The sequence below is a fragment of the Streptoverticillium reticulum genome (assembly GCF_047456005.1).
Taxonomy (GTDB): Bacteria; Actinomycetota; Actinomycetes; order Streptomycetales; family Streptomycetaceae; genus Streptomyces; species Streptomyces reticulum.
The window spans coordinates 3,827,307-3,853,332 of the sequence record NZ_CP179755.1; the positions used below are offsets into that span (position 1 = coordinate 3,827,307).

Annotated in this window: 22 protein-coding genes; 7 read left to right on the forward strand and 15 right to left on the reverse strand. The window is 72.2% G+C overall.

The window, feature by feature from the left end; genetic code table 11:
- Positions 1-286: 286 nt before the first annotated feature.
- Both ACMATS_RS17320 and ACMATS_RS17325 read left to right on the forward strand, forming a co-directional pair.
- Positions 287-1,021, forward strand: a complete 735-nt coding sequence (locus ACMATS_RS17320) for an RNA polymerase sigma factor (RefSeq protein WP_390776917.1) — start codon at positions 287-289, stop codon at positions 1,019-1,021.
- The gene (locus ACMATS_RS17325) at positions 1,018-1,719 is read left to right on the forward strand and encodes a response regulator transcription factor (RefSeq protein WP_390776918.1); all 702 of its coding nucleotides are present in this window, start codon (positions 1,018-1,020) and stop codon (positions 1,717-1,719) included. Before ACMATS_RS17320 ends, ACMATS_RS17325 begins: the two co-directional genes overlap by 4 nt.
- A gap of 7 nt (positions 1,720-1,726) precedes the next feature.
- On the opposite strand, the gene ACMATS_RS17330 is transcribed toward ACMATS_RS17325, so the two are convergent.
- From ACMATS_RS17330 to ACMATS_RS17350, 5 genes are all read right to left on the reverse strand, one after another.
- Positions 1,727-2,395, reverse strand: coding sequence for a response regulator transcription factor (locus ACMATS_RS17330; protein WP_390776919.1), 669 nt, complete (start codon positions 2,393-2,395; stop codon positions 1,727-1,729).
- A gap of 27 nt (positions 2,396-2,422) precedes the next feature.
- Positions 2,423-3,634, reverse strand: coding sequence for a sensor histidine kinase (locus ACMATS_RS17335; protein ID WP_390776920.1), 1,212 nt, complete (start codon positions 3,632-3,634; stop codon positions 2,423-2,425).
- 37 nt (positions 3,635-3,671) lie between these two features.
- Complete coding sequence (locus ACMATS_RS17340) at positions 3,672-4,103, reverse strand: roadblock/LC7 domain-containing protein (protein ID WP_390776921.1); 432 nt, start codon at positions 4,101-4,103, stop codon at positions 3,672-3,674.
- Entirely contained in the window at positions 4,100-6,364 is a 2,265-nt protein-coding gene (locus tag ACMATS_RS17345) for a nitrate- and nitrite sensing domain-containing protein (RefSeq protein WP_414168369.1), read from the reverse strand. The genes ACMATS_RS17340 and ACMATS_RS17345 overlap by 4 nt, the downstream gene beginning before the upstream one ends.
- Before the next feature lie 199 nt (positions 6,365-6,563).
- The gene (locus ACMATS_RS17350) at positions 6,564-7,250 is read right to left on the reverse strand and encodes a response regulator transcription factor (protein WP_390776923.1); all 687 of its coding nucleotides are present in this window, start codon (positions 7,248-7,250) and stop codon (positions 6,564-6,566) included.
- 206 nt (positions 7,251-7,456) lie between these two features.
- Between ACMATS_RS17350 and ACMATS_RS17355 the strand changes: the two genes are divergently transcribed.
- Entirely contained in the window at positions 7,457-8,251 is a 795-nt protein-coding gene (locus ACMATS_RS17355) for a peptidoglycan-binding domain-containing protein (RefSeq protein ID WP_414168370.1), read from the forward strand.
- Between the two features lie 8 nt (positions 8,252-8,259).
- On the opposite strand, the gene ACMATS_RS17360 is transcribed toward ACMATS_RS17355, so the two are convergent.
- The 7 genes from ACMATS_RS17360 to ACMATS_RS17390 form a co-directional block, all read right to left on the reverse strand.
- Entirely contained in the window at positions 8,260-10,323 is a 2,064-nt protein-coding gene (locus ACMATS_RS17360; RefSeq protein WP_391152707.1) for an ATP-binding cassette domain-containing protein, read from the reverse strand.
- Between the two features lie 130 nt (positions 10,324-10,453).
- Positions 10,454-11,563: a hypothetical protein gene (locus tag ACMATS_RS17365; protein WP_414168371.1), complete on the reverse strand. Its 1,110-nt coding sequence runs from the start codon at positions 11,561-11,563 to the stop codon at positions 10,454-10,456.
- Positions 11,564-11,717: 154 nt separating this feature from the next.
- A complete protein-coding gene (locus ACMATS_RS17370) occupies positions 11,718-13,691 on the reverse strand; it encodes a glycosyltransferase (protein WP_414168372.1) in 1,974 nt (657 codons plus the stop codon).
- 119 nt (positions 13,692-13,810) lie between these two features.
- Positions 13,811-14,581 (reverse strand): HAD family hydrolase, encoded by a 771-nt coding sequence (locus ACMATS_RS17375; RefSeq protein WP_414168373.1) that lies wholly within the window; start codon positions 14,579-14,581, stop codon positions 13,811-13,813.
- Positions 14,578-16,749: a non-hydrolyzing UDP-N-acetylglucosamine 2-epimerase gene (wecB, locus tag ACMATS_RS17380; protein ID WP_414168374.1), complete on the reverse strand. Its 2,172-nt coding sequence runs from the start codon at positions 16,747-16,749 to the stop codon at positions 14,578-14,580. The genes ACMATS_RS17375 and wecB overlap by 4 nt, the downstream gene beginning before the upstream one ends.
- Positions 16,750-16,792: 43 nt before the next feature.
- Complete coding sequence (locus tag ACMATS_RS17385) at positions 16,793-17,563, reverse strand: PIG-L deacetylase family protein (RefSeq protein WP_390776930.1); 771 nt, start codon at positions 17,561-17,563, stop codon at positions 16,793-16,795.
- A 341-nt stretch (positions 17,564-17,904) separates the two neighbouring features.
- Positions 17,905-18,237 (reverse strand): AzlD domain-containing protein, encoded by a 333-nt coding sequence (locus ACMATS_RS17390; RefSeq protein ID WP_414168375.1) that lies wholly within the window; start codon positions 18,235-18,237, stop codon positions 17,905-17,907.
- A 162-nt stretch (positions 18,238-18,399) separates the two neighbouring features.
- On the opposite strand from ACMATS_RS17390, the gene ACMATS_RS17395 reads away from it, so the two are divergent.
- The 4 genes from ACMATS_RS17395 to ACMATS_RS17410 all read left to right on the forward strand — a co-directional run bounded on the left by ACMATS_RS17395 (position 18,400) and on the right by ACMATS_RS17410 (position 23,227).
- The gene (locus tag ACMATS_RS17395) at positions 18,400-19,062 is read left to right on the forward strand and encodes a response regulator (protein ID WP_414168376.1); all 663 of its coding nucleotides are present in this window, start codon (positions 18,400-18,402) and stop codon (positions 19,060-19,062) included.
- Complete coding sequence (locus ACMATS_RS17400) at positions 19,059-20,252, forward strand: sensor histidine kinase (protein WP_414168377.1); 1,194 nt, start codon at positions 19,059-19,061, stop codon at positions 20,250-20,252. Before ACMATS_RS17395 ends, ACMATS_RS17400 begins: the two co-directional genes overlap by 4 nt.
- 189 nt (positions 20,253-20,441) lie before the next feature.
- Positions 20,442-22,640, forward strand: a complete 2,199-nt coding sequence (gene asnB, locus ACMATS_RS17405) for an asparagine synthase (glutamine-hydrolyzing) (protein WP_414168378.1) — start codon at positions 20,442-20,444, stop codon at positions 22,638-22,640.
- 185 nt (positions 22,641-22,825) lie between these two features.
- Positions 22,826-23,227 carry a hypothetical protein gene (locus ACMATS_RS17410; protein ID WP_414168379.1) on the forward strand — a complete coding sequence of 134 codons (402 nt, stop codon included), beginning with the start codon at positions 22,826-22,828 and terminating at the stop codon, positions 23,225-23,227.
- A gap of 126 nt (positions 23,228-23,353) precedes the next feature.
- On the opposite strand, the gene ACMATS_RS17415 is transcribed toward ACMATS_RS17410, so the two are convergent.
- The 3 genes from ACMATS_RS17415 to ACMATS_RS17425 all read right to left on the reverse strand — a co-directional run bounded on the left by ACMATS_RS17415 (position 23,354) and on the right by ACMATS_RS17425 (position 25,852).
- On the reverse strand, positions 23,354-23,671 hold the full coding sequence (locus ACMATS_RS17415; RefSeq protein ID WP_414168380.1) for a WhiB family transcriptional regulator: 318 nt from the start codon (positions 23,669-23,671) through the stop codon (positions 23,354-23,356).
- A gap of 63 nt (positions 23,672-23,734) precedes the next feature.
- Complete coding sequence (locus ACMATS_RS17420; RefSeq protein WP_414168381.1) at positions 23,735-24,172, reverse strand: ATP-binding protein; 438 nt, start codon at positions 24,170-24,172, stop codon at positions 23,735-23,737.
- Positions 24,173-24,691: 519 nt separating this feature from the next.
- Positions 24,692-25,852 carry an esterase/lipase family protein gene (locus ACMATS_RS17425; protein ID WP_414168382.1) on the reverse strand — a complete coding sequence of 387 codons (1,161 nt, stop codon included), beginning with the start codon at positions 25,850-25,852 and terminating at the stop codon, positions 24,692-24,694.
- Between the last annotated feature and the right edge of the window lie 174 nt (positions 25,853-26,026).

Below are 26,026 nucleotides of genomic sequence, written 5' to 3' on the forward strand. Positions count from 1 at the left end.
ACCGCAAGCCCCGGCCGCCCGCACGGCAGTCCCCCGCCGCGCGCGCCGCGCTGGCCTGTGCGCTCCTCGGAGCGGGTGCCCAGCTCGCCACACTGATCGCCGACCGCGGGACGCCCGCCGCACCGCCCGGACCCCGGGGCGCCCGAGAGGTGATTCCTCTTGCCACTCTCCTCCATCGAGGATCCACCTCCGGCAATATCCCGGTGCCGGACTCCCCGAAAGAATTCCTTCCATGGGCCGTCAATTCGACGTCGTGTCCACCGAATTCGGAGAGCAGGTAATCTCTATGGCGTCTGTCGGTGCGCACAGGGCACCGTCCGTCCGCTCCGCCGACCGGGAGTTGTGCGACAGGATCAGGGCAGGTGACCGGGAAGCCTTCCGGCACGTCTGGCAGGACCACTGCACGGCCGTGCACCGGTACACCGCACGCGTGGGCCGGCTGTCCGCCGACGAGGTGGAGGACGTGGTGGCCGACACGTTCACGTCCACGCTCAAGGCGCTTCTCAACGGCCACGGGCCCCAGGACGAGGTGCGCCCCTACCTCTTCAGCGTGGCGCGCAGCCACTGCCAGCGGACGTACGTGCGCCGCCACCGCGAGTACCTCGTCGACACCATCGACGAGAACTGCGGCGCCGACGGCTTCGAGGAGCGTTCCCCCGCCGAGGCCGACGAGATGGCCGAACTGCTCGCAGAGCTCGTCCCCTCGCACCGGGAGGCCCTCCGGCTCCGCTACCTGGACGGGCTCACGGTGGTGGAGGTGAGCGCCCTGTTCGGGGTCACCGCCGGGGTGATGACGGCACGCCTCTACCGGGCCCGCGGCGCCCTGCGCCGGGCCTACGTGCGCAGGCAGTTGGAGCAGGCCGCGCCGGAATGCCGCGGCCATCTCTCCGGCTTCCTCAGGATCGTGGCGAACCCGGCGGCGGAGGGCCGTCACGCCGTGCTCCCGTGCGAGAAGTGCTCGGCCGTCGCGGAGCAGCTCGGCGTCATGCTGCGCGTCACGGCGGAAAGGATCCGCCCGTGACCGCCCGGGTCGTCATCGTCGACGACCACGCGATCGTCAGAGCCGGACTCCGGATGACGGTGAACGGCTTTCCCGGTTACATCGTCGTCGGCGAGGCCGCGGACGGCGCAGAGGCGGTCGCCGTCGGCCGGGCGGCACAGCCCGACCTGATCCTGATGGACCTGCACATGCCCCGGATCGACGGCCTGGAGGCGGCCCGGCAGCTCCTGCGCCTGCACACCCCGCCGAAGGTGGTGCTCCTCACCTCCCACCCCGTCGACAGCAGGGTCCTCGACGCGCTGCAGGCGGGCGTCTGCGGCTTCCTGCTCAAGGACACGCCGCCCGCGGAGCTCCGGCCGGCGCTCGACGTCGTGGTGGCCGGCGGGCAGATCGTCTCGGCCGACGTCGTCTCCCTGGTCCTCGCCCGGGCCGGGAAGCACGGCTCCCTGTCCGGCCCCGACGCACACGACCGGGTCGGCGCGCTGAGCCGGAGCGAGCGACGGGTGCTCGAACTGATCGGCAGCGGCCTCTCCAACGTGCAGATCGCCCACCAGCTCCATCTGTCCGTGGCCAGCATCAAGACGTACGTGTCCCGGCTGCTCGCCAAGGTGGGTGTGGACAACCGCACGCAGGCCGCGATCCTGGCCCACGAAACCGGGATCATGGGCGAGAGCGGGAGCGGGGGCCACCCCCGTGCACAGGGCCGGTACGACGGCTGACCGCGTGTCAGCCCGGGCCGTCGGCGTCGACGAGTCCCGCCTCGTACGCGACGATCGCCGCCTGGGTGCGGTTCTCCAGGCCGAGTTTCACCAGCGTCCGCGAGACGTACGTCTTCACGCTCGATGCGGACAGGTGCAGGTCCTCGGCGATCTGGGCGTTGGTCTTGCCCGCGCCGAGGAGCGCCAGGACGCGCTGCTCGCTCTCCCCCAGAGCGGCGAGCTTCTCGTGGACCGCGCCGACCCGGATGGGGGTGCGGCGGATGGCCTGGCGCACCAGGGCCTGCAGCACCGAAGGCGTGAACACCCGGCCGCCCTTGGCCGCCGCGTACAACGCCGAGGACAGCTCCTGCGGGCAGAGGTCCTTCAGCAGGAAACCGCTGGCGCCGGCCTCCAGCGCCTCGATCACCCGCGCGTCGGTGTCGTACGTGCTCAGCACGAGGACACTCGGCGGGTCGGGCATCCGCATCAGCTGTACGGTCGCCTCGACACCGTCGGTCCGGGGCATGTGCAGGTCCATCAGCACCACGTCGGGACGGAGCTCGGCCACCCGGGAGACGGCCTCGGCGCCGTCCGCGGCCTCGCCCACCACCTCGAAGTCCTCGGACGCCTCGATGAGCAGGCGCAGTCCGGACCGGATGATCACCTGGTCGTCGACGATGAGTATGCGGTGAGCCATGGAACGGCCTCTCTTTCAATGGGCGCGTCATGCCCGGTGGTCGTCCCCCCGGGCGGTACCGGCCGGGACGTCGTCGTCCTGGCACGGAAGCGTCGCTTCGAGCAGGAATCCGCCGGTGGGCACCGGACCGGCGGTGAAGGAGCCGCCCGCGGCGGCGACCGCCGCGCGCAGGCCGCGCAGGCCCAGGCCTCCCGAGTCCTTCACGATGGAGATGCCGCGGCTCGGCCCGGTGCGGACAGAGAGGGACACCGTGTTCCCGGCGAACGTCAGCGTCATCCCCACCGGTGCTCCCGAGGCGTGCTTGGCGGCGTTGGTGAGCCCCTCATGGCTGATCCGGCGCAGGAGCCGTTCGGTCTCCGCGGGCAGCGGGCACGGCCGGCCGGCCGACCGGTAGTCGATGTCCATGCCGACCGCCGCCATGTTCCGCGTCAGGCTCTGCAGGAACTCCGCGCACGGGATCCGCTCGCCCAGCCGTTCGCCGCCCTCCTCCGGGGCGAAGAGCGTGTCGACGACCCGCCGGAGCTCATGGGCCACCTCCCTCGCCGCGTGCTGCATCGCGTCCACGATGCGGCGGGCCTCCGGGGCCAGGTCCGTGCGCTGCTGGAGCGCACCGGCGTACAGGGTCAGCACGGTGGCCTGGTGGCCGGCGTTGTCGTGCACCTCGAAGGCCAGCCGGGTGCGCTGCTCCAGTGCCGCGAAGCGCGCCGCGTGGGTCATCGAGTCCTCCACCTGGGCGAGTTGCCGGTGGAGCAGTTCGTTGAGCATGCGCTGCCGGCGGACCAGCGCGCCGAACAGGGCGGGCACGACGATGATCAGCAGCGCCGCGTACAGGAACATCTGCACGCTGGGCGCGGACGTGCCGGTCAGCGTGCGGCTCAACAGGTAGAGCGCGATGGCCGTTCCGTAGCTCCAGAAGCGCAGCACGCCGCCGTACCGGGCGACCGAGTAGGCGCCGACGGCCAGAACGGTGCGCTCGTCGGAGACGAGGCTGGCCAACAGCCCCGCGGACAGGCAGATTTCCGGGCGGCTGCGCCGCCAGAACAGGGTCCCGGAGGCCAGCACGGCGATGAGGCAGTTCGCCGGATAGCTCATGACCAGACCCGTGCTGGCCACCGAATGGTCGAGGAGCACCAGGCACGCGGCCCCCGCGGTGAGCACGACGATCAGCCAGTCGAGGCAGCGCTCGCGGCGCTGCGAGCCCGGCGGCCCCAGCGCGTGGAGGGCCTTGTGCCACGCCACTCTGCAGTCCTTCACTTCGCCTGCCTCGCACCCTGGTTCATGCCGACTGGTGCCACTCCAGGAGCTTCTTGCGCATCTCCGCCCGCACGGTGGGGGTGAGGACGGCGCCGGCCTGGTCGACCAGGCGCGCCGCCTCGAAGGCCACGAGCCCGATGTCGCATCCGGCGTCGGCCAGCACGGCCAGGGACGATCCGTCGGCGATGGCCATGAGGCACAGACAGCCCTGTTCCATGTCGATCATCGTCTGGTTGACCCGTCCGCAGCCGTACAGCTCCGCAGCGCCCCGGGTCAGCGACACCAGGCCCGAGGCCACGGCCGAGAGCTGTTCGGTGCCGGCCCGGTCGAGCCCCGGGGACGAGGCGAGCTCCAGTCCGTCCGAGGAGACCACGAGCGCGTGCCGCACCCCGGGGGTGCGCTCGGCGAACTCGGCGATCAGCCAACCGACGTTGGCGGCCATGGCCGCGGTCATGAGGGTTCCTCCTGGGGCTCCGGTCGGTGCGGGGGGCGGGGCGTGTCCGGGGGCGGGTGGGGGTCCCGGGCCCGCCGTGCGCCGTGCCAGAAGCTCGCCGCCCGCTGCCGCAGTTCGTCCGCCTGCACCGGAGCGGCCCCGGCCGGCCCGGCCGCCGCCCCTCCGGCCGAACCCGGCCGCAGTGCGGCCTTGGGCACCCGTACGGGGAGGCCGGACGGCGCGACCTGCTGCCCGGTGGCAGCCGGGACGGGACCGGCCGCCACCGTGGGAGCGGCCTCGGGGGCCGGCGGGTCGGGCTGCGTCGGCGGCGGCTGCTCCGCGACCGCCCAGGCCGGGGTCACCGGTTGTGGCGACGGCCGCGGAACGTGCGGCGCCGGGGGCGCGGGGAAGGTCAACAGGCGGGCGGGCAGGAGGACTTCCGCGGTCGTGCCCCCGTGGCCCGAGCGCAGCAGGACCTGCATGCCGTGCCGGGACGCGAGCCGGCTGACCACGTAGAGCCCCATGCAGCGGGTGACGGCCATGTCCACCGCCGCGTCCCTCGCCAGGCGGGAGTTCAGCGCGTCCAGCTGCTCGTGCGGAATGCCGACGCCGCTGTCGTGGATCTCGAGGGCGAGCCCGCCGTCCGGTGCCCCGGCGGCGGAGACCTGGACCGGGGTGTCGGGCCGGGAGAACTGCGTCGCGTTCTCCAGCAACTCCGCCAGCAGGTGCGTGATGTCATGGGTGACGGGACCGCACACGGCGACCTCGGGGATCCCGACCGGCACGATCCTGGTGTACTGCTCGACCTCCGCGGCGGCAGCCCGGACGACGTCGACCAGCGGCGCCGGCTCGGACCGCCTGCGCCCGGGCTCCTCCCCGGCGAGCACGAGCAGGTTCTCCCCGTGCCGGCGGATGCGGGTCGCCAGGTGGTCCACCCGGAACAGCTCGGCCAGGGTCGCCGGTTCGCGTTCCGTGCTCTCCAGCGCGGTGATGACCTCGAGCTGCCGGTGGACCAGTCCCTGGCTGCGCCGCGACAGTGCGACGAGCATGGCGTTGATGCTGGTGCGCAGGACGGCCTGTTCGGCCGTCTGCCGCACGGCCTCGCGGAAGACCGCGTCGAAAGCGCGGGAGACGTCCCCGATCTCGTCCCCGACCCCGAGATCGATGGGCGCGGCCTCCAGCGTCACCGGCTGCGCGCCGCCCCGGTCCGATATCTGCTGCACCAGGTAGGGCAGTTGGACGTCGGCGACCTGGAGTGCCGCATCGCGCACCCGCTTCAGCCTCCGGACCAGGGTGCGCGCCATCAGCACGGCGACCGCCATCGCGGCCAGCAGCGCCAGGACCGCGACGGCCGCACCGGTGACGGCCGCCCGCTCGGCGGACCGCTTCCCTTCGGCCGCATGGTTCAGCAGCCTCTGGGCCGCAGCGGTCTCCACCTCGTGGATCTGGTCGATCATCGCCGTCGAGGCCCGGTGCCACTCCTGGACGGTCACCCCGCCCGCCTTCTTCCGGTCGGCGAGCACCCGGTCGAGCAGCTTGCCGACCTCGGCGCCGTGGACGATCCGGTCGTACCTGGCCCGGTCCTCACCGAGGTCCAGGAAGCGGAACTCCTGCAGGGAACGCTGCTGCACACCGCTCAGCTCCCGGACCGCCGCCTCCTCGTCGGCCTTGAGGCCGCCGTCGGCCAGTGCGGCGTTCAGCAGGGCCCGCTGCCCGGAGAGCGCCGCCTTCTCCATGGAGAGCGCGTGCAGCGCCCAGCCCTCGGCCATCGGCTGCTCGTCCCCGAAGTCCAGCTCGGTGTCGAGGGCCAGCATCGGCGTGACGATGTCGTCGTACGAGCGCTGCGTCCGCACGGGCCCGGAGTGCGGACCGTAGGCCTCGCGCCGCAGCGCGGGAAGGTCGTCCAGAGCCCGTTCCACGGCGGCCAGCCGCTCCGTGAACTCGCGCCCGCCGCCGACCGCCCGGGCCTTGGCGCGGAAGTCCCGCAGCGCCTCGTCCGTCGCGTTGCGGTGCTTGGTCACGTCGTCGGTGGTGCGGCCGGAGGAGAGTGCGGCGACGTCGCGTTCGTTCTGCAGGGAGTGCGCGGCGACCGTGGCGGAGAAGACGAGCCGTGTCTTGCGCTCGGCCGCGGCCTTGCGGTCGGCGAGGGCCAGGGCGTCGGCGACGTGGACGGCGACGAGGGAGGCGCACAGGACGGCCGGGACGGCGAGCGCCACGGCCAGCCGCGTGGTCAGCCGCCAGGCACGGCGGCGGCGCGGCCCGCCCACGGATTCGGGATCCAATTCCCACTCACCAGCCTCTGCGTGATTCTCGGACCGCATTCCTGCAGTAAACATTAGTAGAAAGAGGGTCGACCAAATCGCGGAGAAAGACTGATTCTTCCGCTACCAAAGTAGACACTTTCTCCGCACGGGCAAGACGTTCGTAGGGGGGAGAAACCGGCGTACGGTCGAATAGAATTCGCGGCCGCCGTAGCCCGGTTCAGGCCGCGGGCTCCAGGATGCGCCCGCCTCCGACCAGGCCGGCCTCGTAGGCCAGAATTGCCGCCTGGGTGCGGTTCTCCAGGCCCAGCTTGCCGAGCAGCCGCGAGACGTACGTCTTCACACTGGCCGAGGACAGGTGCAGCCGCCGGGCGATGTCGAGGTTGGAGAGGCCCGACCCGAGCAGCGTGAGCACCTTCGACTCGCTCTCGTTGAGCTCCGGCAGCAGCGCGCACGCGTCGGCGAACTGCGAGGCGCCGGGCCCCGTGATCGTGCGGACGATGCCGTCCAGCGCCTCCGGGGAGACCACCATCCCGCCGGCGGCCGCGGCCCGCAGGGCGCTCCGCAGCTGCCCGGGCAGCATCTCCTTGGCCAGGAACCCGCTGGCCCCGGCGTCGAAAGCGTCGACTGCCCGGGCGTCGGCCACCGCACTGCCGTCGGTGAGGACGACGACCGCGGCGGGAGAGTCCAGGGCCCGCAGCCGTACGGTGGCCGTGATCCCGTCCACGTACGGCATGTCCAGGTCCACCAGGGCCACGTCGGGACGGTGGCGCCGGGCCTGGGACACCGCGTGTGCGCCGTCGGCCGCCTCGGCCACGACGGTGAAGCCGGGGCAGGCCTCCACCAGCGCCCGCAGGCCGCAGCGGACGATGTCCTGGTCATCGGCGATCAACACGGAAATCGTCATGAGGCTGTTTCTCCTGGGCGGGTTTGCCGGGGGTTCCGGGGACACGTCCAACCTGCCACGACCGCACTTAACGGCCTCGTAGCCGAACCATAAGGAACGATTAAGCCGCCGGAGCCGGCCGGAGTCCGCGTCCGCAGAAGATCACGTTCCTGCCGGTTAGACTTCCGGGGATTCCGTCCGCAAGAAATTCATCGGAGCGTTGTCCCGTGCGCGACCAGACCGAAGAACGGCCGGATTCCGGTGAATTCCCGGAGCAGCCCGCCCGGCGCCGCGCGCGCCGCACCTGGGTCCTCGTGGGCTGCGGCGTCGCATGCTGCGCCCTGTCCGTCGTGGCCCTGCTCGGGACGGGCGGCCCCCAGGGGCTGATCTCACGGCTGCCCGGAGCGGCGGGCGCCGCCGACTTCCTGGGCCTGTCGGGCGGCGGCGACGGCCGCAACACGGCCGCCGGCCCCGGAAGTTCCGGTCCGTCCGCCTCCTCCTCGCCCGGAAGCGGCGCGTCTCCCGAAGCGTCACCGGGCGGGACGGCGACCCCCGGCTCCGACTCCGGTTCCGGTTCCGACAGGGGCCCGGGCTCGGATTCCGGCTCCCGCTCCGACTCCGGCTCGGGCTCCGGTGCGCCGCCCGGCGACCGCAACCCCTCGGCCCCGACGACCGCGCCGGGCAACGGCGGAGGGAACGGCAACAACCCCCCACCGCCGCCGTCCGCCCCGGAGACCGGCCGCCCGCCGGCCGACCCCCCGAACGACGGTGTCCCCGACACCCCCTCCGACCCGGCGCTCCGCCCGGGCGACAGCGGCTCCGCGGTCACCGCGATGCAGCAACTCCTCTACGGCATCGGCATCTACCACGGCTGGCGTTTCGGCACCTACGACGCGGACACCACCGCCGCGGTCCAGAAGTTCCAGGAGTGGAGCGCGGTGGCCGCCGAGTGCCGCGAGGATCCGCGCGGCGTCTACGGCCCGGCCACCCGGCGGGCGTTGGAGCGGGTCGCGGCCGCGTAGGGAGGCCACTACTTCCTCCGCAGCGCCGCAGGCTCATGCCGGCGGAGCATCCCGACCACCAGCAGGGCACCGGCCGCGCACATCGCGAAGAGGATGCCGAAGTCGAGGCACCACTGCACCGCCTGGTGCTTCCACACGGTGTCCGCCAGCCCGGGATCCGCCGCATCGGCGGGGGGACCGACCTTTCCGAGATCCACCGTCGCGGCCAGCGCCCCGACGGCCCACCGGGAGGGGGCGAACCAGGCCAGCTGCGCCAGCACGTGCCGGTTGAATATCGGGAACACCGCGCTGGTGGCCATGATCTGGAAGAGCGTCGCCACGACGAGCAGCGGCATGGTCTTCTCCACGGTGCGCACCAGCGCGGAGACCATCAGCCCCAGGATCATCGAGGCCACCGAGAGCATCGCGATGACGAGCAGCAACTCGGCCGTGGGCCAGGAAAGCACCACCCCGTTCTTCGGCAGGGGACGCCCCAGCAGCCCGATCCCGGCGATGCACAGCCCCTGCAGCGCGGTGATCGTGCCCAGCACCACGACCTTGGACATCGCATAGGCGGAGCGCGACAGACCGGTCGCACGCTCCCGCTGGTAGATGACCCGCTCGTGCACCAACTCCCGTACCGAGTTGGCCATTCCGGTCAGGCACGCACCGATGGCCAGCATCACCACCACGCGGGAGGCGTCCGTGTTGAAACGCGGCAGGCAGAGTTTTGCGTCGATGCCGTCCTGATTGGCCGTCATGAACCCGTCGGGGGCCGGAACCGCCCAGCTCAGGACGCCCATCAGGAGCGGCAGGCAGACCAGCAGCACCGCGTACCCGCGGTCGGCCGCGATCACGGACAGGTGCCGGAGCACGAGGGTGCGCACCTGGGAGGTCCAGCGGGGCGGCCGCGGGCCGCCTTCGCTCCGCCGCAGGGCGGCCTGCGGCGCGACCGCGCGCGCCGCCTCGGAGATGTACATCCGGTGCTGCGCGGATTCCCGGTAGCCGTCGGCCCAGTAGCGGTTCGGGGAGAGTTCGAGGTCCTGGAAGACGTCGGCCCAGTCGTCCCTGCCGAAGAACTCCAGCCCTTCGGCGGGCGGGCCGAAGTAGGCGGTCCGCCCGCCGGGCGCCAGGACGAGGAGCCGGTCGCAGAGCGCCAGGTTGGTGACGGAGTGCGTGGTGAGCACCACCGTGCGGCCCCCGTCGGCCAGGTCCCGCAGCATCTGCATGACCTGCCGGTCCAGTCCCGGGTCGAGCCCCGACGTCGGCTCGTCCAGGAACAGCAGGGACGGCTTCGTCAGCAGCTCCAGGGCGACCGAGACCCGTTTGCGCTGCCCCCCGGAGAGGGCGTCGATCCTGGTCCCGCCCCGGTGCGTGAGGCTGAGCTCGGCCAGCACCTCGTCCACGCGCCGGTGACGCGCGCTCCTGCTGGTGCCGCTCGGACAGCGCAGCTCCGCCGCGTACCGCAGCGCGGTGCGCACGGTCAGCTGGGTGTGCAGGATGTCGTCCTGCGGCACGAAACCGATCTCCCGGCGCAGGGCGGAGAAGTTCTCGTACAGGTCGAGGCCCTGGTAGCGGACCTCGCCCTGGCCGGCGGGCTCGTATCCGGTCAGCGCACGCAGCAGGGTCGACTTCCCCGCACCGGACGGACCGATCACCGCCACCAGGGAGTTGGCGGGCAGGCTCAGGGTGACGTCGTCGAGGAGCGTCTTGCGCCTGCCGTACTGCCGCAGGGAGGTGCTCAGCGACCGGGCGGTGAGGCAGATGTCCCCCGCGCTGCGGACCACCCGGGCCAGCCGGCCGCCCACGAGCCGGAACTCGGCGTGCTCGATGTGGACGACATCGCGCCGGCCGACCCTGGCACGCCGCACCGGGCGGCCGTTGACCCAGGTGCCGCCCGGGCTGTCCAGGTCCTCGATCTCGTACGTGCCGTCGGCCGCCCGCCACAGCCGTGCGTGGTGGCGGCCCACGGCGCCGGAAGGCACGACGACGTCGTTGTCCGCCGCGCTTCCCACCCGCGTGACCAGCGCCCGCCCGGCGGCCGGGGGGACGGTGTCCCGTGCCGCCGATGGTACGAGCAAGGAATCGGACACGTGCAGCCTCTCAACAGTGCGGTGCGCATGACGTGTTCGCACGGCAGGACGTGATGCATGAAGGGACCCGGTCGCCCTCGGACCCCGACGGGGGCGGGAGACGAGGACGACCGGGTGCCCGGAGGGGCGGTCAGCCGGCCTGTGCCCCGCGCCGGCGCCGGGCCAGCCAGACCCCGCCGCCGGCCAGCGCGGCCGCGGCACCGGCCGCACCGATCGCGGTGGCCGACATCATCGGGGAGTCGACCTCGTCGGCCTCACCGTAGAAGACGCTGCCCACCTGGAAGGCGTCGGACATCTTGTTGTAGTCCCAACTTGCCTGGCACGCCTGCCCCTTGAGGCTCTTGGCCTGCGGCCAGGCGAGCAGCTTGTAGTAGCCCGGGCCGTCCTGGGTGAAGTCGGTCTCCTGGGTGAACTCGATCTTCTTGGACCGGTCGTTGCCGTGCGGCGTCACGTTCAGCGGCTGGGGGGTGGGCGTCAGCCGGGAGGGAGTGCCGTCGGACCGGACCCACTGGTAGTAGACGGTGTCGGTGATGTCGCAGGGCAGGCCGGAGCCGTAGCGCGGGTTGGACGCGTCGATGATGAACTTGTTCCCGGGCACCTTGCCGTTGTCCGCGATGTAGCCCCACCCGTCCTGGCTGTTCCCGTCCGGGCTGCCCCAGGCGTTGTCCCACGGCAGCCGGACGACCGGGCGGCCGCCCTCCTTGCCGGCCCCGTCGCACCTGTCGAACCACCGCATGTCCATCGTCGGCGTGACGACCTGCTTGGTGCCGTCGGCCAGATTGATCTCGACCCTGACCGGATATGCCGTGGTGGGGCACCCCGTTCCGCCCGGACCGAAATCACCGCGCAGCGTGAAGGTTATCTTGTCCTGACCGTCGACCGTCTTCGTGCTGACGATCTCGTATTCCTCGCCCATTCCACCCCTGCCGCGGGAGACCTCGCGCGCCTGCACATTGGCGATTCCGTTGCCGCTGTACGAGTAGTAAATACTTTTGATTCCCACCCCCTTCGGCGCGGTGACAATGCCGTCGTAGCGGAATTCGGAGTCGATGCTGTTCGGCCGGTTCGAGAAACCCAGCGTGTAGACGGGCTCGGCCGCGCCCCGCGTCCCGGCCTTCGACGCACTCGAGGCCGGTGCGTCCGCGGCCGAAGCGGCGGGGGAGCCGGCCAGCGCCAGGGAGCCGACCGCCACCACGATGCCCGCACCGGACATCAGCGACCGCCGCAGCTTGACAGTCATGTGCCAGATCCTTTCGATTCACATTCTCGCGACAGGTGAATCCTGCAGGCTCCCGGCCGCCCGCGTCCCTCGGCAAAGTGGATCAGAATTCCTCAAGGGTGACATCGGAATAGACTCAAGTACCGCATCGGCCGTCCGGCCCGCCGGGGAATGTTCACGAGGCCAGCCGGACCCGGCTGCCGGGCCCGCTCACCACGAACAGCACCAGCAGGCCCGCCAATACGAACCCGAAGGAAAAGAGCGAGGCCACGGTATCGTGAATCACGACCACGTCACGGGTCGGCAAATTTCTGGCGAGCAGCGCGAGAAGGGAAATGCGCAGCACATTTCCCGTGAGGATGAGGACGGCACAGGCCAGGACCCCGAGCACCAGCCGCGGCGGGCGGACGATGCTGCGCATCGTCACCGCGATGGCCGCCGCCGCCATGAACAGCGGTCCGGCCGAACAGCTCGCGGTGATCCGCAAGTACAGCAAGGACGACCCCGCATCCGCGTCGCGCCGGACGAAGAGCCCCGGTCCCTCCACCCAGGCGTCCAGCGACGGCGCGAAGAGGTGGGCGAACCACACGCTCACCGCCCCCTCGAACTCGCGCACCGGATCCTTCGTCAGGAAGTAGGCGACCAGCCCCACGCCGAGCAGCGCCAGCGTCGCCACCGGCGCCCAGCGCACGCTGGACGCGAGGCCCGCCCGCGAGCGGTTGCCCGGCTGCCGCCCGTGGGCCCGCAGGAAACGGTCCCGCAGCTCCCCGCGCGGCGCGGCCGGCAGTTCCGCAACGCCCGCCTCCTGCATCGGCACACCGTCGTCCGGCTCGTCACCCGGGCCCTCCTGCCCCTGCCCGCCGCGATCGACCCGGGCGGTCTTCGCCCAGCCGCCGGCCCGGCCCGTCACCCCGTCGAACCACGCCTTCGCCACGACCAGCAGGCCGAAGACGTACAGCGGGAAATAGGCGGGAAGCAGCAGGTATCGACGGGCCGGTGCACGGGTGGCCACCAGCGCCACCCCCAGCTGGATCAGCGGTCCGTAGAACAGCACCGGCCACAACGCGACCGAGATCGGCACGAGTTCCTGCGGATACGCGGTGAGGAACGTGCCGCCGACCAGGCCGAGCAGACTCAGCAGGGGCAGGTGGTAGATCACCAGGTAGTAGACGAGCTCGGTCTTCCGCGGCAGGGAGATCCCCCTGTGCCGCAGGATCGGCCGGAGGTAGTCGCGGCACACCTGCTGGTGGCCCATGGCCCAGCGGCGGCGCTGGCGCCAGTAGGCCCGGGCGGTGGTGACCGCCTCCTCGTAGTCCAACGCGTCCGGCTCGTACTGCACTTGATGGCCTGCGAGCAGCACCCGCAGCGTCAGGTCGGTGTCCTCGGTCAGCGAGCGCTCGTTCCAGCCGCCGATGTCCCGCAGCACGCTGTGCCGGACCGCGCAGTTGGCGCCGCCGTAGGAGGGCATGCCCGCGTACGCGCTGCGCCCCTGTTCGCCGACGATGTAGCCGCCGAGGTAGTCCACCGCGACCAGCCGGGCCAGCAGGCTGTCGTCGCCGTTGGCGATGACGCACCGGCCCTGGGCGGCGCCGACCCGGGGATCGTCGAAGCACGCCGCCAGGTAGCGCAGCGCACTGCGCTCCGGGGCGTGGTCGGCGTCGTACACGACGATGACGTCGCCCGTGGCGTGCCGGGCGGCGTGGTTGAGCGCGCCGCTCTTCCCGCCCGCGCCCGCCGTGCGGCGCAGCACGAGGAGCCGGTCCGGGTGGCGGCGCCGCCAGCCCTGGAGGATCTCGTACGTCGCATCCTGCGAGCCGTCGTCGACGACGATCAGCTGGAGCAGCTCCCGGGGGTAGTCGAGCTCCAGCAGGCTGCGCACCATCCGGTCCGCCACGGCCGCCTCGTTGTGGCACGGGACGACGACGGTCACCCGGTGCCGTGCCTCCGGTGTGGAGCGGCGCCGGCCGGCACGTCGCACGGCCGACTTGGTGGCGGCGTTCACGAGGGTGAGCGTGCGCAGCCCGGACACGGCGAAGCAGAACAGGCACACGGCGAGGACGATCGTCAGCGGGCCTGCCGGGCCGATGAGCCACAGGCCGAGGACCGTGACCAGGACGGCGCTCAAGGCCCACAGGCCGAGTTCGCCCACCGCCGCGCGGGGTGCCGCCCGTCTGCCGGGCGGCCGGACACCGTGTTCGGAGTCCGGGCCGGCAACAGGCCGGCCGGCACCGGCACTTGCGCCGCCTCGCCGCCGGGGCGGGGCGGCCCTCACGGCCGGTGCCGGGGAACGCGCGCCGCCCACGTCAGGTGGACCAGCGCCGACGCCGCGTCGGGGAAGCAGCCGAACCCGGGCGCGCCGCACGGCCGGTGCCGGTACTCCCCGGTGCGGACCCGGATCGCACCGAGCAGACCGGCGGCCCGCGCTCCCGCCACGTCCTTCTCCGGGCGGTCTCCCACATGGACCATCCCGCGCGGCGGGACGCCCAGCCGCCGGGCGGCCACCAGGAACGGCTCGGGGCGGGGCTTGCGCAGCTCCCGCGTACCGAGCTCGTCCGAGACCACGATCGCGTCGAAGAGGTGGTCGAGTCCCAACGCGGCCAGCTTGTCCCGCTGTTGGGGCGGAAATCCGTCGGTCACCACGGCGACCGGAATTCCGGCGCGGCGCACGTTCTGCAGCGCGGCCTCCACCCCGGGATAGGGGGACAGACAGCCGACCCGGTGCGAGCGGAACGCCTCGACCAGCGGTTCCACCGGCACGTCGGCACCGATGCCGGCCAGGGCCCGGTCGATGATCCCGCCCCGGTCGCTGCCCCGGCCGGCCTGCCCGGCCAGCGCCTCGTACAGCCGCTGCGCCGGGAGGCCGAACCGGCGTGCGGCCTCGTGCGCCACCGTCCGCAGCGCACCGTCCAGCCACGCCTCCTGCGGGTAGAGCGTGTCGTCCAGATCGACGGAGACGGCGGCGAGCCGGGGTGCTCCCGGTGCCGCGAAGAACCCTTCGACGTCCGTCCCGGCGCAGTCGGGGCACAGGTTCCCGTTCATCCGGCCATCGCCCCTTCCCCGGCCGACGCCCGGACCGAGGGCACCCGCCCGTCGGTGAAGTCCGGTTCGCGCAGCCGGATCCGCCGCCAGGTGCTCTCGCGGCCGAGGATCACAGCGACCCGGCCGGCCGTGCGGCCGTCGCCGTACGGGCAGTCGCTGTCGAGCAAGCGCCTCACCGGTCCCGGGGCGGTGACCTCGGCGACGGCGCGGCACACCGCATCCCGCCGGACGGGGCTCAGCCGGGCCAGTCCGTCCTCGATCCCCTCCCAGCGGGGCGTCGAGCCGCGCATCACCACGGTGGGGACACGCAGCCACGCGGCCTCCTCCTGGAGCCCGCCGGAGTCGGTGACCACCGCCCGGCTGTGCCGCATCCGCTCCAGCAGCTCCGCGTACGGCAGCGGGCCGAGGATCTCGGCGCCGGTGGCGGCGAGCCGGTCCGTCAGGCCGAAGGCCCGGAGCCGGTCCGCTGTGCGGGGATGCACCGGGAACACCACCGGCCCGGCCCCCTGCACCAGCGCGGCCACGATACGGACGACCTCGGCGAGCCGCTCGGGCGAATCCACCGTGCTGGGCCGGTGCGCCGTGACCAGCACGCCCTGCCGCTCCCCGGCGGGAACCGCCCGGACGCCCAGGGCGCGCAGCGGATCGAGCCCGGGGTTCCCGACGACCTCGATGCGGTCGCCCGGGACTCCCTCGGCGCGCAGGACCTCGGCGGCCCGGCCGGTCGGCGCCAGGTGCAGGGCGGCGAGGGCGGCGGCCACGCGCCGGTTCGCCTCCTCGCGGGAGAGCGGGTTGTACGAGCGCAGGCCCGCCTCCAGGTGCACCACGGGCACCCGGGCATCGACCCCGGCCAGGCAGAACGCGGGCACGGTGTGGGTGTCGCCCAGCACCAGAACCGCATCCGGACGCCAACGCTCCAGGCTCCGGGCCGCGTTGGCCATGAGCGTGCCCAGGCGTGCGGCGCCGGACCCGGCGGCCGCCGTGCGGACGTCCCACCGCTCGGCCGGTTCCATCCCGAACTCCGCCAGGATCGCGTCGCCGAGTCCGGCCGAGACGTGCTGGCCGGTGAACACGACCTGGACGTCATGCCGCGGGCTCAGTGCCGCGACGACCGGGGCGAGTTTGACGATCTCGGGGCGGGTGCCGAGCGGGACGAGGATGCGCCGCGGGGCGGCGGGGGCAGAGGGCTGTTCCGGTCCTGTCGACACCGGAACAGGCTGCCGGACGGGGGTCCGGGCACCCGGGGTCTGGGTGAGATAGCGCACCACACGGCGGCCCGGCTCCCACGCACGCAGCTCTCCGGGCACCGGCCGCCCCGTCGCCAGGGCGATGTAGGCCTCGACGAAATCGGCCCCGGCCGCGAGCGAGATGGGCAGCCCGCCGGAGAACCGCGGGTTCATCTCGAAGAACGCGAAGGTCCCGTCCTCCGTCCGGCATCCCTGCACATTGGCCATTCCGCGGTAGCCCAGCGCCTTGACGAGCCGTTCGACCTGCTGCTCGATCCCCGGCGCCCGGAAGGCCGTTCCCGCGGTGGAGACGCCACCGCGGACCTGCTCGCGCCAGCGCGGCACCTGCACGACGACCTCGCCGTCCGGGCCGCACAGCACATCGACGGTGAACTCCCGCCCGGTCAGGCGGGTCTGCACGATGCTGCCGGGCGACTCGGCCGCCAGCCGGCCGGCCTGCGCCGCGGCGTCCGCCCGGTGCACACCGCGCGATCCGCGCCCCTCGCGCGGCTTGACGATCCACGGGCCGGGCGGCATCGGCGTATGGGGAAGCGACGTCCCGGGCACCGGTATGCCGTGCTGCGTACACAGTTGCGCGAACGCGTACTTGTCGCAGCAGAGGGCGATCGCCTCGGGGCCGGGCAGCAGGACGTGACACCCGGCCTCGCGCAGCCTCCCGGCCTGCGCGTGCAGGGCGAGGAGCTCCTCGGCGACCGTCGGCACCAGGACGTCGATGCGCTCGTCGACGACCAGCCGCAGGACTTCCTCCCCGAACAGCGGATCGTCTCCGGGGGGAAGGTGCGCGCCCGCATCGGCCATGCGATGACCTGCGGTGTCCGGCTCCGCGTCGGCGGCCACCACCATGTGGTGCCCCGCCCGCAGGTGCTCGATCACGGCCACGCCGGCAGGCCCGCCCGCGCCCGTCACAAGGACCCTCGCCATTCGTCTCGTTCTCTCTCTCGTCGTGCAGTTGCCGCGCGGTCGCCTAACCGATGGAGGGGCGCACCACGGTGCCGATGGCCGACAGCTCAGCCAGGCGGGAGCAGGAGTCGGTCCGGACAGCACGCCCGGGCGCGGCCGGCACGGCCGTCGGCAGCACCAGCCGCCGCGCGGCGAACCCCTCCGCATGACTGCACCTGGCCTGCGCCCCGCGCACGTGCATCAGCGCCTCGACCGCCCGGAGGTCCACGCGCCGGCTCGCGGCGACCTGTGAGGCATGTGCCTTGAGGGCGGAAAGCTTGCGCCGGGCCGTCCCCGCAACGTCCACGAACACCGTGGGCGTGAAGCCGAGTCCGGTCGGCGACTCGTAGAAGAGCAGGGTCCGTACTTCGCGGGCGGCCGACTCGACGGCCCGGGACACGGCCCGGTGGTCCTGGTGCGAGTCCTCGGGGGCATGGACGTAGACGACGTCCGGTGCAGTCTCCGCCAACAGCCGCTCGACCGTGCCGATGGTGTCCGCACCGTCCGGGATCCGGCCGTCCGGGAAGTCGCCCCAGTACAGTTCGGCCCCGATGATGCGCGCGGCCAGGCTCTGCTCCGCGCGGCGCTGCGCCACGGTGGCGCCGGGCCCGCGCTCGCCCGCGGACATCACCAGCATCACCACGCGGTCGCCCGCGTCCACATGAGCCGCCAGCGTTCCGGCGCAGCCCAGTTCTATGTCGTCCGGGTGGGCGCCGACGGCGAGCACGGTGCGTTGCTCCGGATCGCCGTCGGCGGTGTTCCGGCCGTGCGGTGCCGCACCGGGAATGACCAGCATGTCCAGCCCTTCTTCCGCCCTGCAGGAGTGATTCATGAATTCGGAACCCTCACCGAAGGGCCGATGGCGGCCGGATGTTCCCGTTCGGGACTCCATCGCGAATTCTCTCGGCATCGACCGCGCACCCGCCGGGGGAGCGGGACCGGAAGCGCGGGACACCACTGGCAGCGCCATTGCTCACTCTAGGCATGTCCCGCAGGGCAGTTGCCGTAATTTGCGCACAGCAGGATCGACCAAGGTCTAGAACGGAATCCACCTTCTGGTCGGCACCGGAGAAGCACCGGAACGGAATTCAGCCGTGCCGGGGCGGTGGTTCACCGTCGCCGCCGGGCAACTCGGCGTCAGGAGGCGAAGAATGTGCCGGCCAGGGCCACACTGGCGGCCGATCCGCCGAGGATGCTCAGCAGAGCGTTACGGCGCCACAGGTGCAACCCGAGGGTGACGGCCAAGGCCCCCAGCGGTGCGGCTGCGCGCGGCCGGGTCAGCGGGATGTCGCGCAGGCAGTGGACGAACAGGATCACCATGATGCCGGCCGGGGGCAGACCGGGCGGGACCGGACCGAGCCCCACGGAGGTGGAGGCCCCGAGGCCCGCGAGCGCCTCGGTACGCCGGCAAGGCGGGGGCACCGGGGCGGGCCGTGGAGGACCGCCGAGCACGAGTGAACGCGATTCCATACGGAAATGCCAGGAGCCGTCGCTCTGTGCAAACACCCCACTTTCGTCAGGGCCGCAACCCGACCAAAGACGGTCGGGGCGCCCGTTTCCGACCGTCAGGCTGGAAACGAGGCGGCTGGCTGCCGCACGGTGCGTTCCCTTCTCGCGGAGAGGCAGAAACCGGTGATCAAGGTGGTGCTGGTCGACGACGATGCGATCGTCCGACAGGGCATGCGGGCCATTCTGGAATCGGTTCCCGACGTGATCGTGGCCGCCGAGGCCACCGACGGTGCCTCCGGTGTCGCCGCCGTGCAGCGCCTGAAGCCGGACGTGGTGTTCATGGACATCCGGATGCCCGGGATGGACGGTCTCGCCGCAACCCGCGAGATCGGCCGGCTCGCGCACCGTCCGAAGGTCGTCATGCTGACGACCTTCGAATTCGACGAATACGTCGCCGCGGCGCTGAGGGCCGGCGCGGTGGGTTTCGTGCTCAAGGACAGCGGGCCCCAGCAGCTGATCGATGCCCTGCGGGCGGTCGTGGACGGGAACGCACTGCTGGCACCGAGCGTGACGCGACGGCTCATCTCCGCCTTCGCGGAGCAGGTGCCGGTGCTCGACGCGGACGACCGGTCCCGCATCGAATCGCTGACGCTACGGGAGCGGGAGGTACTGGCGCTGCTGGGGTGCGGGCGGTCCAACGCGGACATCGCCACCGCGCTGTTCCTCGGCGAGGCCACGGTCAAGGGGCACGTCAGCCGGATCCTGGACAAGCTCGAGGTGCAGAACCGGGTGCAGGCCGCCATCATCGCGTACAGGGCCGGGCTGGCCAGGGACTCGGTGACATGACGTTCCCGTCCCGGTCGCGTACCGCGCTCGCCGCCTCACGTCCGGCGACCACCGACGTGGCCGTGGCCGCGGTCTGCGCCGTCGTCGGTGTGCTCGACGGGATAGGGGGCACGCGGGACGGACTGCTCACGCACCACCACGCCGCGGCGGTGGCCGTGGGAGGGCTGGCGGGCGCCGTCGTCGTCGCGCGCCGGGTCCTCCCCCTGGCCATGGGGTGTGCGGTCGGCGCGGCTCATCTGCTGGCCTTCACTCCGGCGGCGTTCGTGGTGGCCATGTACACCCTGGGCCGTCGCTGTCGCCGGCACCGGCTCGCCCTGTCGGCCGCCGCCGTCCTGGGCCTCGCCGTCCATCTGACCGCTGTCGCCCTCTGCGCCGGTGACCCCGGCGCCACCGCCTACACACTCGCCTTCGTCATCGGGCCCTTGGCGGTCGGCTCTTCCGCCGGGCTGCGCCACGACCTGACGGAGAGCCTGCGCCACGAAGCCGAACGCCTCAACAGCGAGCAGCGGTTGACGGCCGAGAAAGCGCGGGAGCACGAACGCGGGCGCATCGCACGGGAGATGCACGACGTGGTCTCCCACCGCGTCAGCCACATCGTGCTGACCGCCGGCGCCCTCGAAGTCACCGCCCGGCGGCAGCCCGGCCACGTCGTCGACCAGGCTGCCAAGATCCGCTCCTACGGGCAGCAGGCGCTGACCGAACTGCGCGAGATCCTCGGCGTCCTCAACGCCGCCGGCCCGTCCGGCAGGGCTCCCCGGGCCCCGCAGCCGACCCTCGACGATCTGCCCAGCATGATCGACTCCGCAGGGCGGGCAGGGCAGATGGACATCTCCCACTCCGTCCAGCCCGGCGTCGCCGCCCTGCCCGTGACCCTGCAGCGGACCGTCTACCGCGTCGTGCAGGAATCGCTGACCAACGCGATCAAACACGCCCCCGGGGCGCCGGTCACCATCACCGTCCGCATCGGCAACGGCACCGTCGTCGCCACCGTCACCAACGGACCGCCCCGGCGCGCAGGGCACGCCGACGTCCCCGGCAGCGGCTCCGGAATCATCGGACTGACCGAGCGCGTACGCCTCCTGGGCGGAACCCTCACCGCCGCCCCCACACCGGAGGGCGGCTTCCGCACCAGCGCCGCCATCCCCCACGGCGCCGGCACGGCCCCTGCAAAGGGACCGGCCGATTCCTGACCGACGTCGGCATGACAGGACTGGCTGCTCCCCCGGACCTCGAAAGTATGGCGGTGACAGCCGGACGGAGACATCCACGGGGCGCAACTCTGCCCGGATGGCGACCGATTGTCCTCCGGACGCGCAAGGACGACTCCCCGGCCCTTCCTACGCTGAGCAGGCGTAAAGCGAACCTGGAGAGGGGCTGACATGTGCGGGCTGGCGGGAATCGCGGCGATCGGCGGGCGGAAGCTGCCGGAATCGTCGCAAGGGCTGCTGCGGCGGATGACGGGCACGCTGGCGCACCGGGGCCCGGACGAGACGGCGTACGCCCGAACCGGCCCGGTGGGGCTGGGATTCGTGCGGCTCGCGCTCGTCGACCCCGAGGGCGGAGGGCAGCCGCTGAGCACGCCGGACGGCTCGCTCGTCCTCATCGCCAACGGGGAGATCTACAACCACCGCGAACTCGCGGCCGGGCTGCCGGCGGGCGCCCGGCCGCGTACCGGCTCCGACTGCGAGGTGCTACTGGAGCTGTACCGCCGCGACGGGCTGGACTTCCTGGACCGGGTACGCGGCATGTTCGCCGTCGTCCTCTTCGACCGCGACCGCAACCGTCTCGTCGTCGCCCGCGACCGGTTCGGCGTCAAGCCCCTCTTCTTCCACGCGAACGCCGAACGGATCGTCCTCGCCTCCGAGATCAAGGCGCTGTTCGACGACCCGGACTGCCCGCGCGAACTCGACTGGGAGCAGGCGCTGGCCGACCAGATGATGACGTGCGACCCGGTGCTGGACGACAGCCCGGCGCACTCGTGGTTCAAGGGCGTCGAGCCGGTCCCGGCGGCCTCCGTCCTCGTCTTCGACCTCGGCACCGGTGCGCGTACGGTCCATCGCTACTGGGAGTTCCCCGCCTTCGACGGGGCCCGTACCGGCTCCGAGAGTGAACTGGTGGGCCGTTACGCCGGGATCCTGGCCGCCTCGGTGCAGGAGTGCCGGACGGGAGACGCCGGGATCGGGCTCTTCCTCAGCGGCGGCATCGACTCCGTCGCGATCGCCGCGCTCGCCGGAAGCAGGCTGCCGACCTTCACCGCCCTCAACGGCAGCACTCTGCTCAACACCGACGCCGAGTACGCACACCGCTTCGCCCGGCTCGCCGGTCTCGACAACCACCAGGTGCTCTTCGACACCGCCGCCGTACCCGGCGTGGCGGAGTGGAAACGCCTGCTGTGGCTGCTGGAGACACCGCTGGCGGGCCCCGAGGCCTATTACAAGCACGAGTTGTACCGGTACGCGCGCGCCCAATACCCCGGCATGAAGGCGATGCTGCTGGGAATCGGATCCGACGAATTCAACGGCGGCTACTCGCACATGCTCGCCCCCGGCGGCCGGTGGGCGGACTTCATGGCCGGCCTCCACCGCAGGGGCGTCCGCTCCGACCGGCGGCTGGCCCCCGGGATGGGCGCCTGGTGGGACCGGTCCGGGCCGTCGCTGGTGCGGACGGAGGCCCTGCGCGCGGCCGCGGGCGGCACCGGCCCGGACCCGTACGAGGGGCTGTTCCGCTGGAAGTACCGGGAGCTGCAGATGTACAACTGCTGGCACGAGGACCGGACGGCGGCCGGCAACGGCATGGAGGCCCGGGTCCCGTTCCTCGACCACCGCCTGGTGGAACTGACCGCCGCGGTACCCGAGGAACTGCGGCCGTCCCTCATCTGGGACAAGCAGATCCTGCGGCGGGGCCTGGCCGGCGTGCTGCCCCCCGAGTTCATCACCCGTCCCAAGATCCCCTTCTTTCTCGGGAAGGGCCTGCGCCATACGTGCCGGTCGTTCGCCGCCATGCTGGCTCAGCAGGGCGACGCGCTCGTGGAGGAGGCCCTGAGCAGTCCGCGCGCCCGGGATTACCTGGACGCGGACCATGTGCGCAGCACGCTCCGGGGGCTGGAGGCCGACCCGGGCAGCGGGGATGTGGAGTTCCTGCTCGGCGTCGTCAACCTCGGTCTGCTCGACGCCATGTGCCGCGAGCTGCCCGGCCCGCACGCGGACGCGCCGCGGGCGGCACTGCCGCGGTCCGTTCCGGTGACCGACTGGGACGGCCAGGCCGAGGAGATCGAGGACGCCGTCCTGCACGACGCCCCCGTCAGTCAACGGGCCGTCCTCGCACGGGCGGAGAACGTCCTGCTGCTGAACGCACCGCAGGCGGGCGGCGCGTGGTTCGTCGCCGTGGACCGGACCCTGACGTACGTGATCGACCCGGTCGAGGACGCCGACTGGCTGGCGCTGCTGCGTGCGCTGGACGGCCGGCGCACGCTCGCCGAGGTGGCGGCCGACGCCGACGTGGAGCTGGCGGAACTGGAGGACGTGGTGGCCGATGCGCTGGAGGCCGGGCTGCTGACGGACGCCGGATCGGACCGCTGACAGCGCCGGGCCGCGGTGGTGTGGCAGGAAGTCTCGCCCGCGCCCCTACTTTCGGGGTCAACTCCCGGGCCCGGAAGGCTGAACGTTCTGCCAGTGGACTCCGTCCTTTGCAGCCGGTGCGGAGCCCGGGGCGTTCCTAGGCTCTTTCTCAAGATCACAGCCAACCGGCGCACCAGGAGGAATCCATGGCCAAACATGCCCGTCCCCGCACCAACAAGACCGCCCTGCGCATGCTGCCGTTCGCCGCGGTGCCCGTCATCGCTCTCGGTGTCGCAGGCAGCGCATCGGCCGCCGAGGTGCCGACCGACAGTCTCGCCCACAGCGCTGCCGGCCAGGGCGGAGGCGGGCTGTTCGACGTTCTGTCCTACGGCGCCAACCAGGCCACGGCCTACGGAGCGCCGTTCGTCGCGGAGGGCGAGTCCGTCCAGGGCGAGAGCTCGCAGCCCAACAGCCGCGCGAAGCGGGGGATTTCCGACGCCGAGATCCTCAAGTGGCTCGCAAGCCAGAGCCCGGAGCGGCGCGCACAGATCTCCAAGCAGCTGGACGAAGTGGACCGCGCCGCCCAGAACCAACGGCCGCGCTACTGACGGACGCGCGGGTGAATCGTTGCGGCGCGGCCCCTGCCGGGGCCGCGCCGCAACGGGCTACTGCCGGGTCCTGCAGAGCTGTTCGAGCTCCTTCTCCTCCCCGGCGAGGTGCTCCTTCCTCAGAGATCACCGAGGCAGCCCGCGCCTGTCGATGTCGTACTTGCCGGGGCGCCAGCAGAGCGGTGCCCGGCCCAGCCGGTTGCGGTCTCTCTCGTCCTCGCCGCCCCAGATACCGAACTCACGGCCTTCGCGGCCGGCTTGGCGGCACTGGACGAGGGCGGGGCAGCGCCCGCACAGCTCGCGGGCGCGCTCCTTGTCCCCGCATCTGGTCGAGTGCCACAGGTCGGGCTTGCGCGTACAGGGCAGCCGGCGGGGATCGATCCCGGGGAACAGGACCGGGGCCGATTGCGCGAGTACGCTGCTCGCGGGCGAAGCACGGTTCATGACGAAGTGACCTCCTTGATCACGGAGTTGCGGGGCGCTCCGGACGTCCGGGACTCCGTTGGGTCAAGAGGCGGCTGCGGTCCGGGACCGGCCGCGGCCGGCGATGCGGAACCAGACCCACTTGCCGCTCCCACCGACTCTGGTCACGCCCCATTCGTCGGCCAGCGCGTCGAGAATGTCCAGGCCACGGCCCGTCTCCAGCTCGTCCAGCGGCCCGTCGCCACGGCGCTGCCCCTCCCCCATCCCGGCCGTGGAATCGAACACCGCCCCGGTGACCGAGCCGCAGACCTCGTCACGGGAGACGACCACCTTGATCGTGGAACCCTTCGCATGGCGCACGGCGTTGGAGACCACCTCGGAGAGCAGCAGCGCCGCAGCGTCCTCCGACAACGCGTCCCCGGTACAGACGGCTGCCAGAACGCGCCGGGCCTGCGCCGCGGCACGCGCGTTGCGCAGCAGGACGACGGTGGCACGGGTGCTGGTGAAGTCGACGGCGCACATGAGCAGGACTCCCGGGGGTTCCGGCCGCGATCACGGCCTGGAGCTGGATGGTGGAGCCGTAGTGGTTCTTCGCGTCGAGGGGCAGGGTGTTCAGCTTGCGCCACAGCGCGTCCAGCCACGCCTGGCTGCCCTGGTCGGTCGCGGCGGCCACGGCGAAGGGGGCGATGAAGGCGGCCGAGGAACCGTTCCGGAGGGCGGTGCCGTCCAGCCGGTAGCCCGTCCTGGTCCGGCAGCAGTCCGGTGGCGGGGGTGTAGCGCGACTGGAGGTCGGCGACGGTGCTCTGGTGCTTGTCGCGGATCGTGTCCCAGTACTTCAGGACCCGGTCGTAGGTGGTGCGGGCCTCCGGGCCGGCGCCCGCCATGGTCGCCATCCGTACCAGGTGTCGTCGCTTCCTCATGGCTCAAACCTAGGAATCCCGCCCGGCCGAGGGCATTGCCGGAAGTGGTCAGTGACGCAGGGAGGGTCGACGGATCGCCGCCCTTTCGTCGGGGCACGTTCCCGACGAAAGTAGTGCGTTGTCAGGGGCGTTCCCCGCGCGGGCGCCGACGGTTGCGCACGTATGCGAAGGCCCCGCCTGCGAGAAGCACCGACGCCGCCCCGGCGAAGACGTACGGACCGGTGAGCGGGGTTTCGATCTCGGAGACCTGTTCACCGACCGACGACTGCTTCTCGTCGGCGGGCGCGGCGGGCGCGTCAGGCTCGGCGGGCTGGTCATTCCGGTCGCTCGCATGCTCAACGGGCCTGTTCTCGCCGCCCGTTGCGCCACTGCTGCTTCCCGGCTCGAACGACGGGTCTGCAGGCCCGTTCGAGCGGAGGGCCTCGCGCACCCAGGCGATGGCTGCCGGGTTGAAGGGGAACTCTTCGTGCGGGTCCCCCTTGCTGCCGGGGATGCCCGGCACGTCCGCGACGGTGAGCCGGTCCTTCGGGCCGTTCAGGTAGGCGCTGGTGTAGGGCTGCACCGTGTCGTCGTCGGGGGTGGCGAGCATGGTGTAGGAGACCCCCGGCATCAGGTCGCCCCCGGCGTTGAGCTTCCGCAGGAAGTCGGACTTCGGGAGCATCTGGTCGACGGCGTCGTAGATCCATGAACCCCACCACGCCCTGGTGACCTCCGTGCCCCGGTTGGGGACCACGAGGCCGATCATCCTGTCGACCGAAGCGGCCCCGTTGAGGTTCTTGAGGTAGTAGCGGGAGACGAGCCCGCCCTGACTGAAGCCGACCAGGTCGACCTTGCCGGAACCGCTCGCGGCCTTCACCCCGTTGACGAAGGTGTTGAGCTGCCCCGCCGACTTCGTGATGTCGCCGGTGGCAGGGGTGCCGAAGAAGTTCTTGCCGTACTCGAGTGCGTAGACGCAGTACCCGTCGCTCTTGAGTCGGCGGGCCATTGCGCCCCAGCGGTCCTCCGCCAGCAGCCCGCTCTTGAAGCCGAACGTTCCGTGCACCAGCACCACCGGATTCCGTCCGCCGGACGGAACGCACGACCAGTCGTTGATGTCGCTGCTGACGTCGGGCAGTGCCAGTGCCTTCGCGCGGTCGACGGCCGGCTTCTGGTCCGCCGTGGCCGAGCCGGCCGGCAGCAGGGTCATCGCCGCGGCGGCAAGGCCGGTCACGGTCAGGGCGGCGGCCCGGCGCAGGCGGGGCCTGTGCCGGGGGAACGTGGATGCGGCGGGCGAGGTGGACATGGCATCTCGATTCGCGGAAGTGCAGACGGTGGGCGGGAGCGCACGCTCCCGCCCCAGGACCGTAGGCAGGACGGCACCCCGCCCCCCGGTGCCGAGAGTTGACAAACGCCGCTGGATTCCGACGTCTTGAGATGCCGACGGGCAGAATCCACGGTTCCCTGTGCCGGCGTGGCC

What these genes read in the sequence shown, in the direction of transcription:
- ACMATS_RS17390 (WP_414168375.1), bottom strand. Translation starts at nt 18,237, where the DNA reads ATGGAATCGCGTTCACTCGTGCTCGGCGGTCCTCCACGGCCCGCCCCG.
- ACMATS_RS17350 (WP_390776923.1), bottom strand. Translation starts at nt 7,250, where the DNA reads ATGACGATTTCCGTGTTGATCGCCGATGACCAGGACATCGTCCGCTGC.
- ACMATS_RS17420 (WP_414168381.1), bottom strand. Translation starts at nt 24,172, where the DNA reads ATGTGCGCCGTCGACTTCACCAGCACCCGTGCCACCGTCGTCCTGCTG.
- ACMATS_RS17425 (WP_414168382.1), bottom strand. Translation starts at nt 25,852, where the DNA reads ATGTCCACCTCGCCCGCCGCATCCACGTTCCCCCGGCACAGGCCCCGC.
- ACMATS_RS17320 (WP_390776917.1), top strand. Translation starts at nt 287, where the DNA reads ATGGCGTCTGTCGGTGCGCACAGGGCACCGTCCGTCCGCTCCGCCGAC.
- ACMATS_RS17365 (WP_414168371.1), bottom strand. Translation starts at nt 11,563, where the DNA reads ATGACTGTCAAGCTGCGGCGGTCGCTGATGTCCGGTGCGGGCATCGTG.
- ACMATS_RS17375 (WP_414168373.1), bottom strand. Translation starts at nt 14,581, where the DNA reads ATGAACGGGAACCTGTGCCCCGACTGCGCCGGGACGGACGTCGAAGGG.
- ACMATS_RS17400 (WP_414168377.1), top strand. Translation starts at nt 19,059, where the DNA reads ATGACGTTCCCGTCCCGGTCGCGTACCGCGCTCGCCGCCTCACGTCCG.
- ACMATS_RS17415 (WP_414168380.1), bottom strand. Translation starts at nt 23,671, where the DNA reads ATGAACCGTGCTTCGCCCGCGAGCAGCGTACTCGCGCAATCGGCCCCG.
- ACMATS_RS17410 (WP_414168379.1), top strand. Translation starts at nt 22,826, where the DNA reads ATGGCCAAACATGCCCGTCCCCGCACCAACAAGACCGCCCTGCGCATG.
- ACMATS_RS17340 (WP_390776921.1), bottom strand. Translation starts at nt 4,103, where the DNA reads ATGACCGCGGCCATGGCCGCCAACGTCGGTTGGCTGATCGCCGAGTTC.
- ACMATS_RS17385 (WP_390776930.1), bottom strand. Translation starts at nt 17,563, where the DNA reads ATGCTGGTCATTCCCGGTGCGGCACCGCACGGCCGGAACACCGCCGAC.
- asnB (WP_414168378.1), top strand. Translation starts at nt 20,442, where the DNA reads ATGTGCGGGCTGGCGGGAATCGCGGCGATCGGCGGGCGGAAGCTGCCG.
- wecB (WP_414168374.1), bottom strand. Translation starts at nt 16,749, where the DNA reads ATGGCGAGGGTCCTTGTGACGGGCGCGGGCGGGCCTGCCGGCGTGGCC.
- ACMATS_RS17330 (WP_390776919.1), bottom strand. Translation starts at nt 2,395, where the DNA reads ATGGCTCACCGCATACTCATCGTCGACGACCAGGTGATCATCCGGTCC.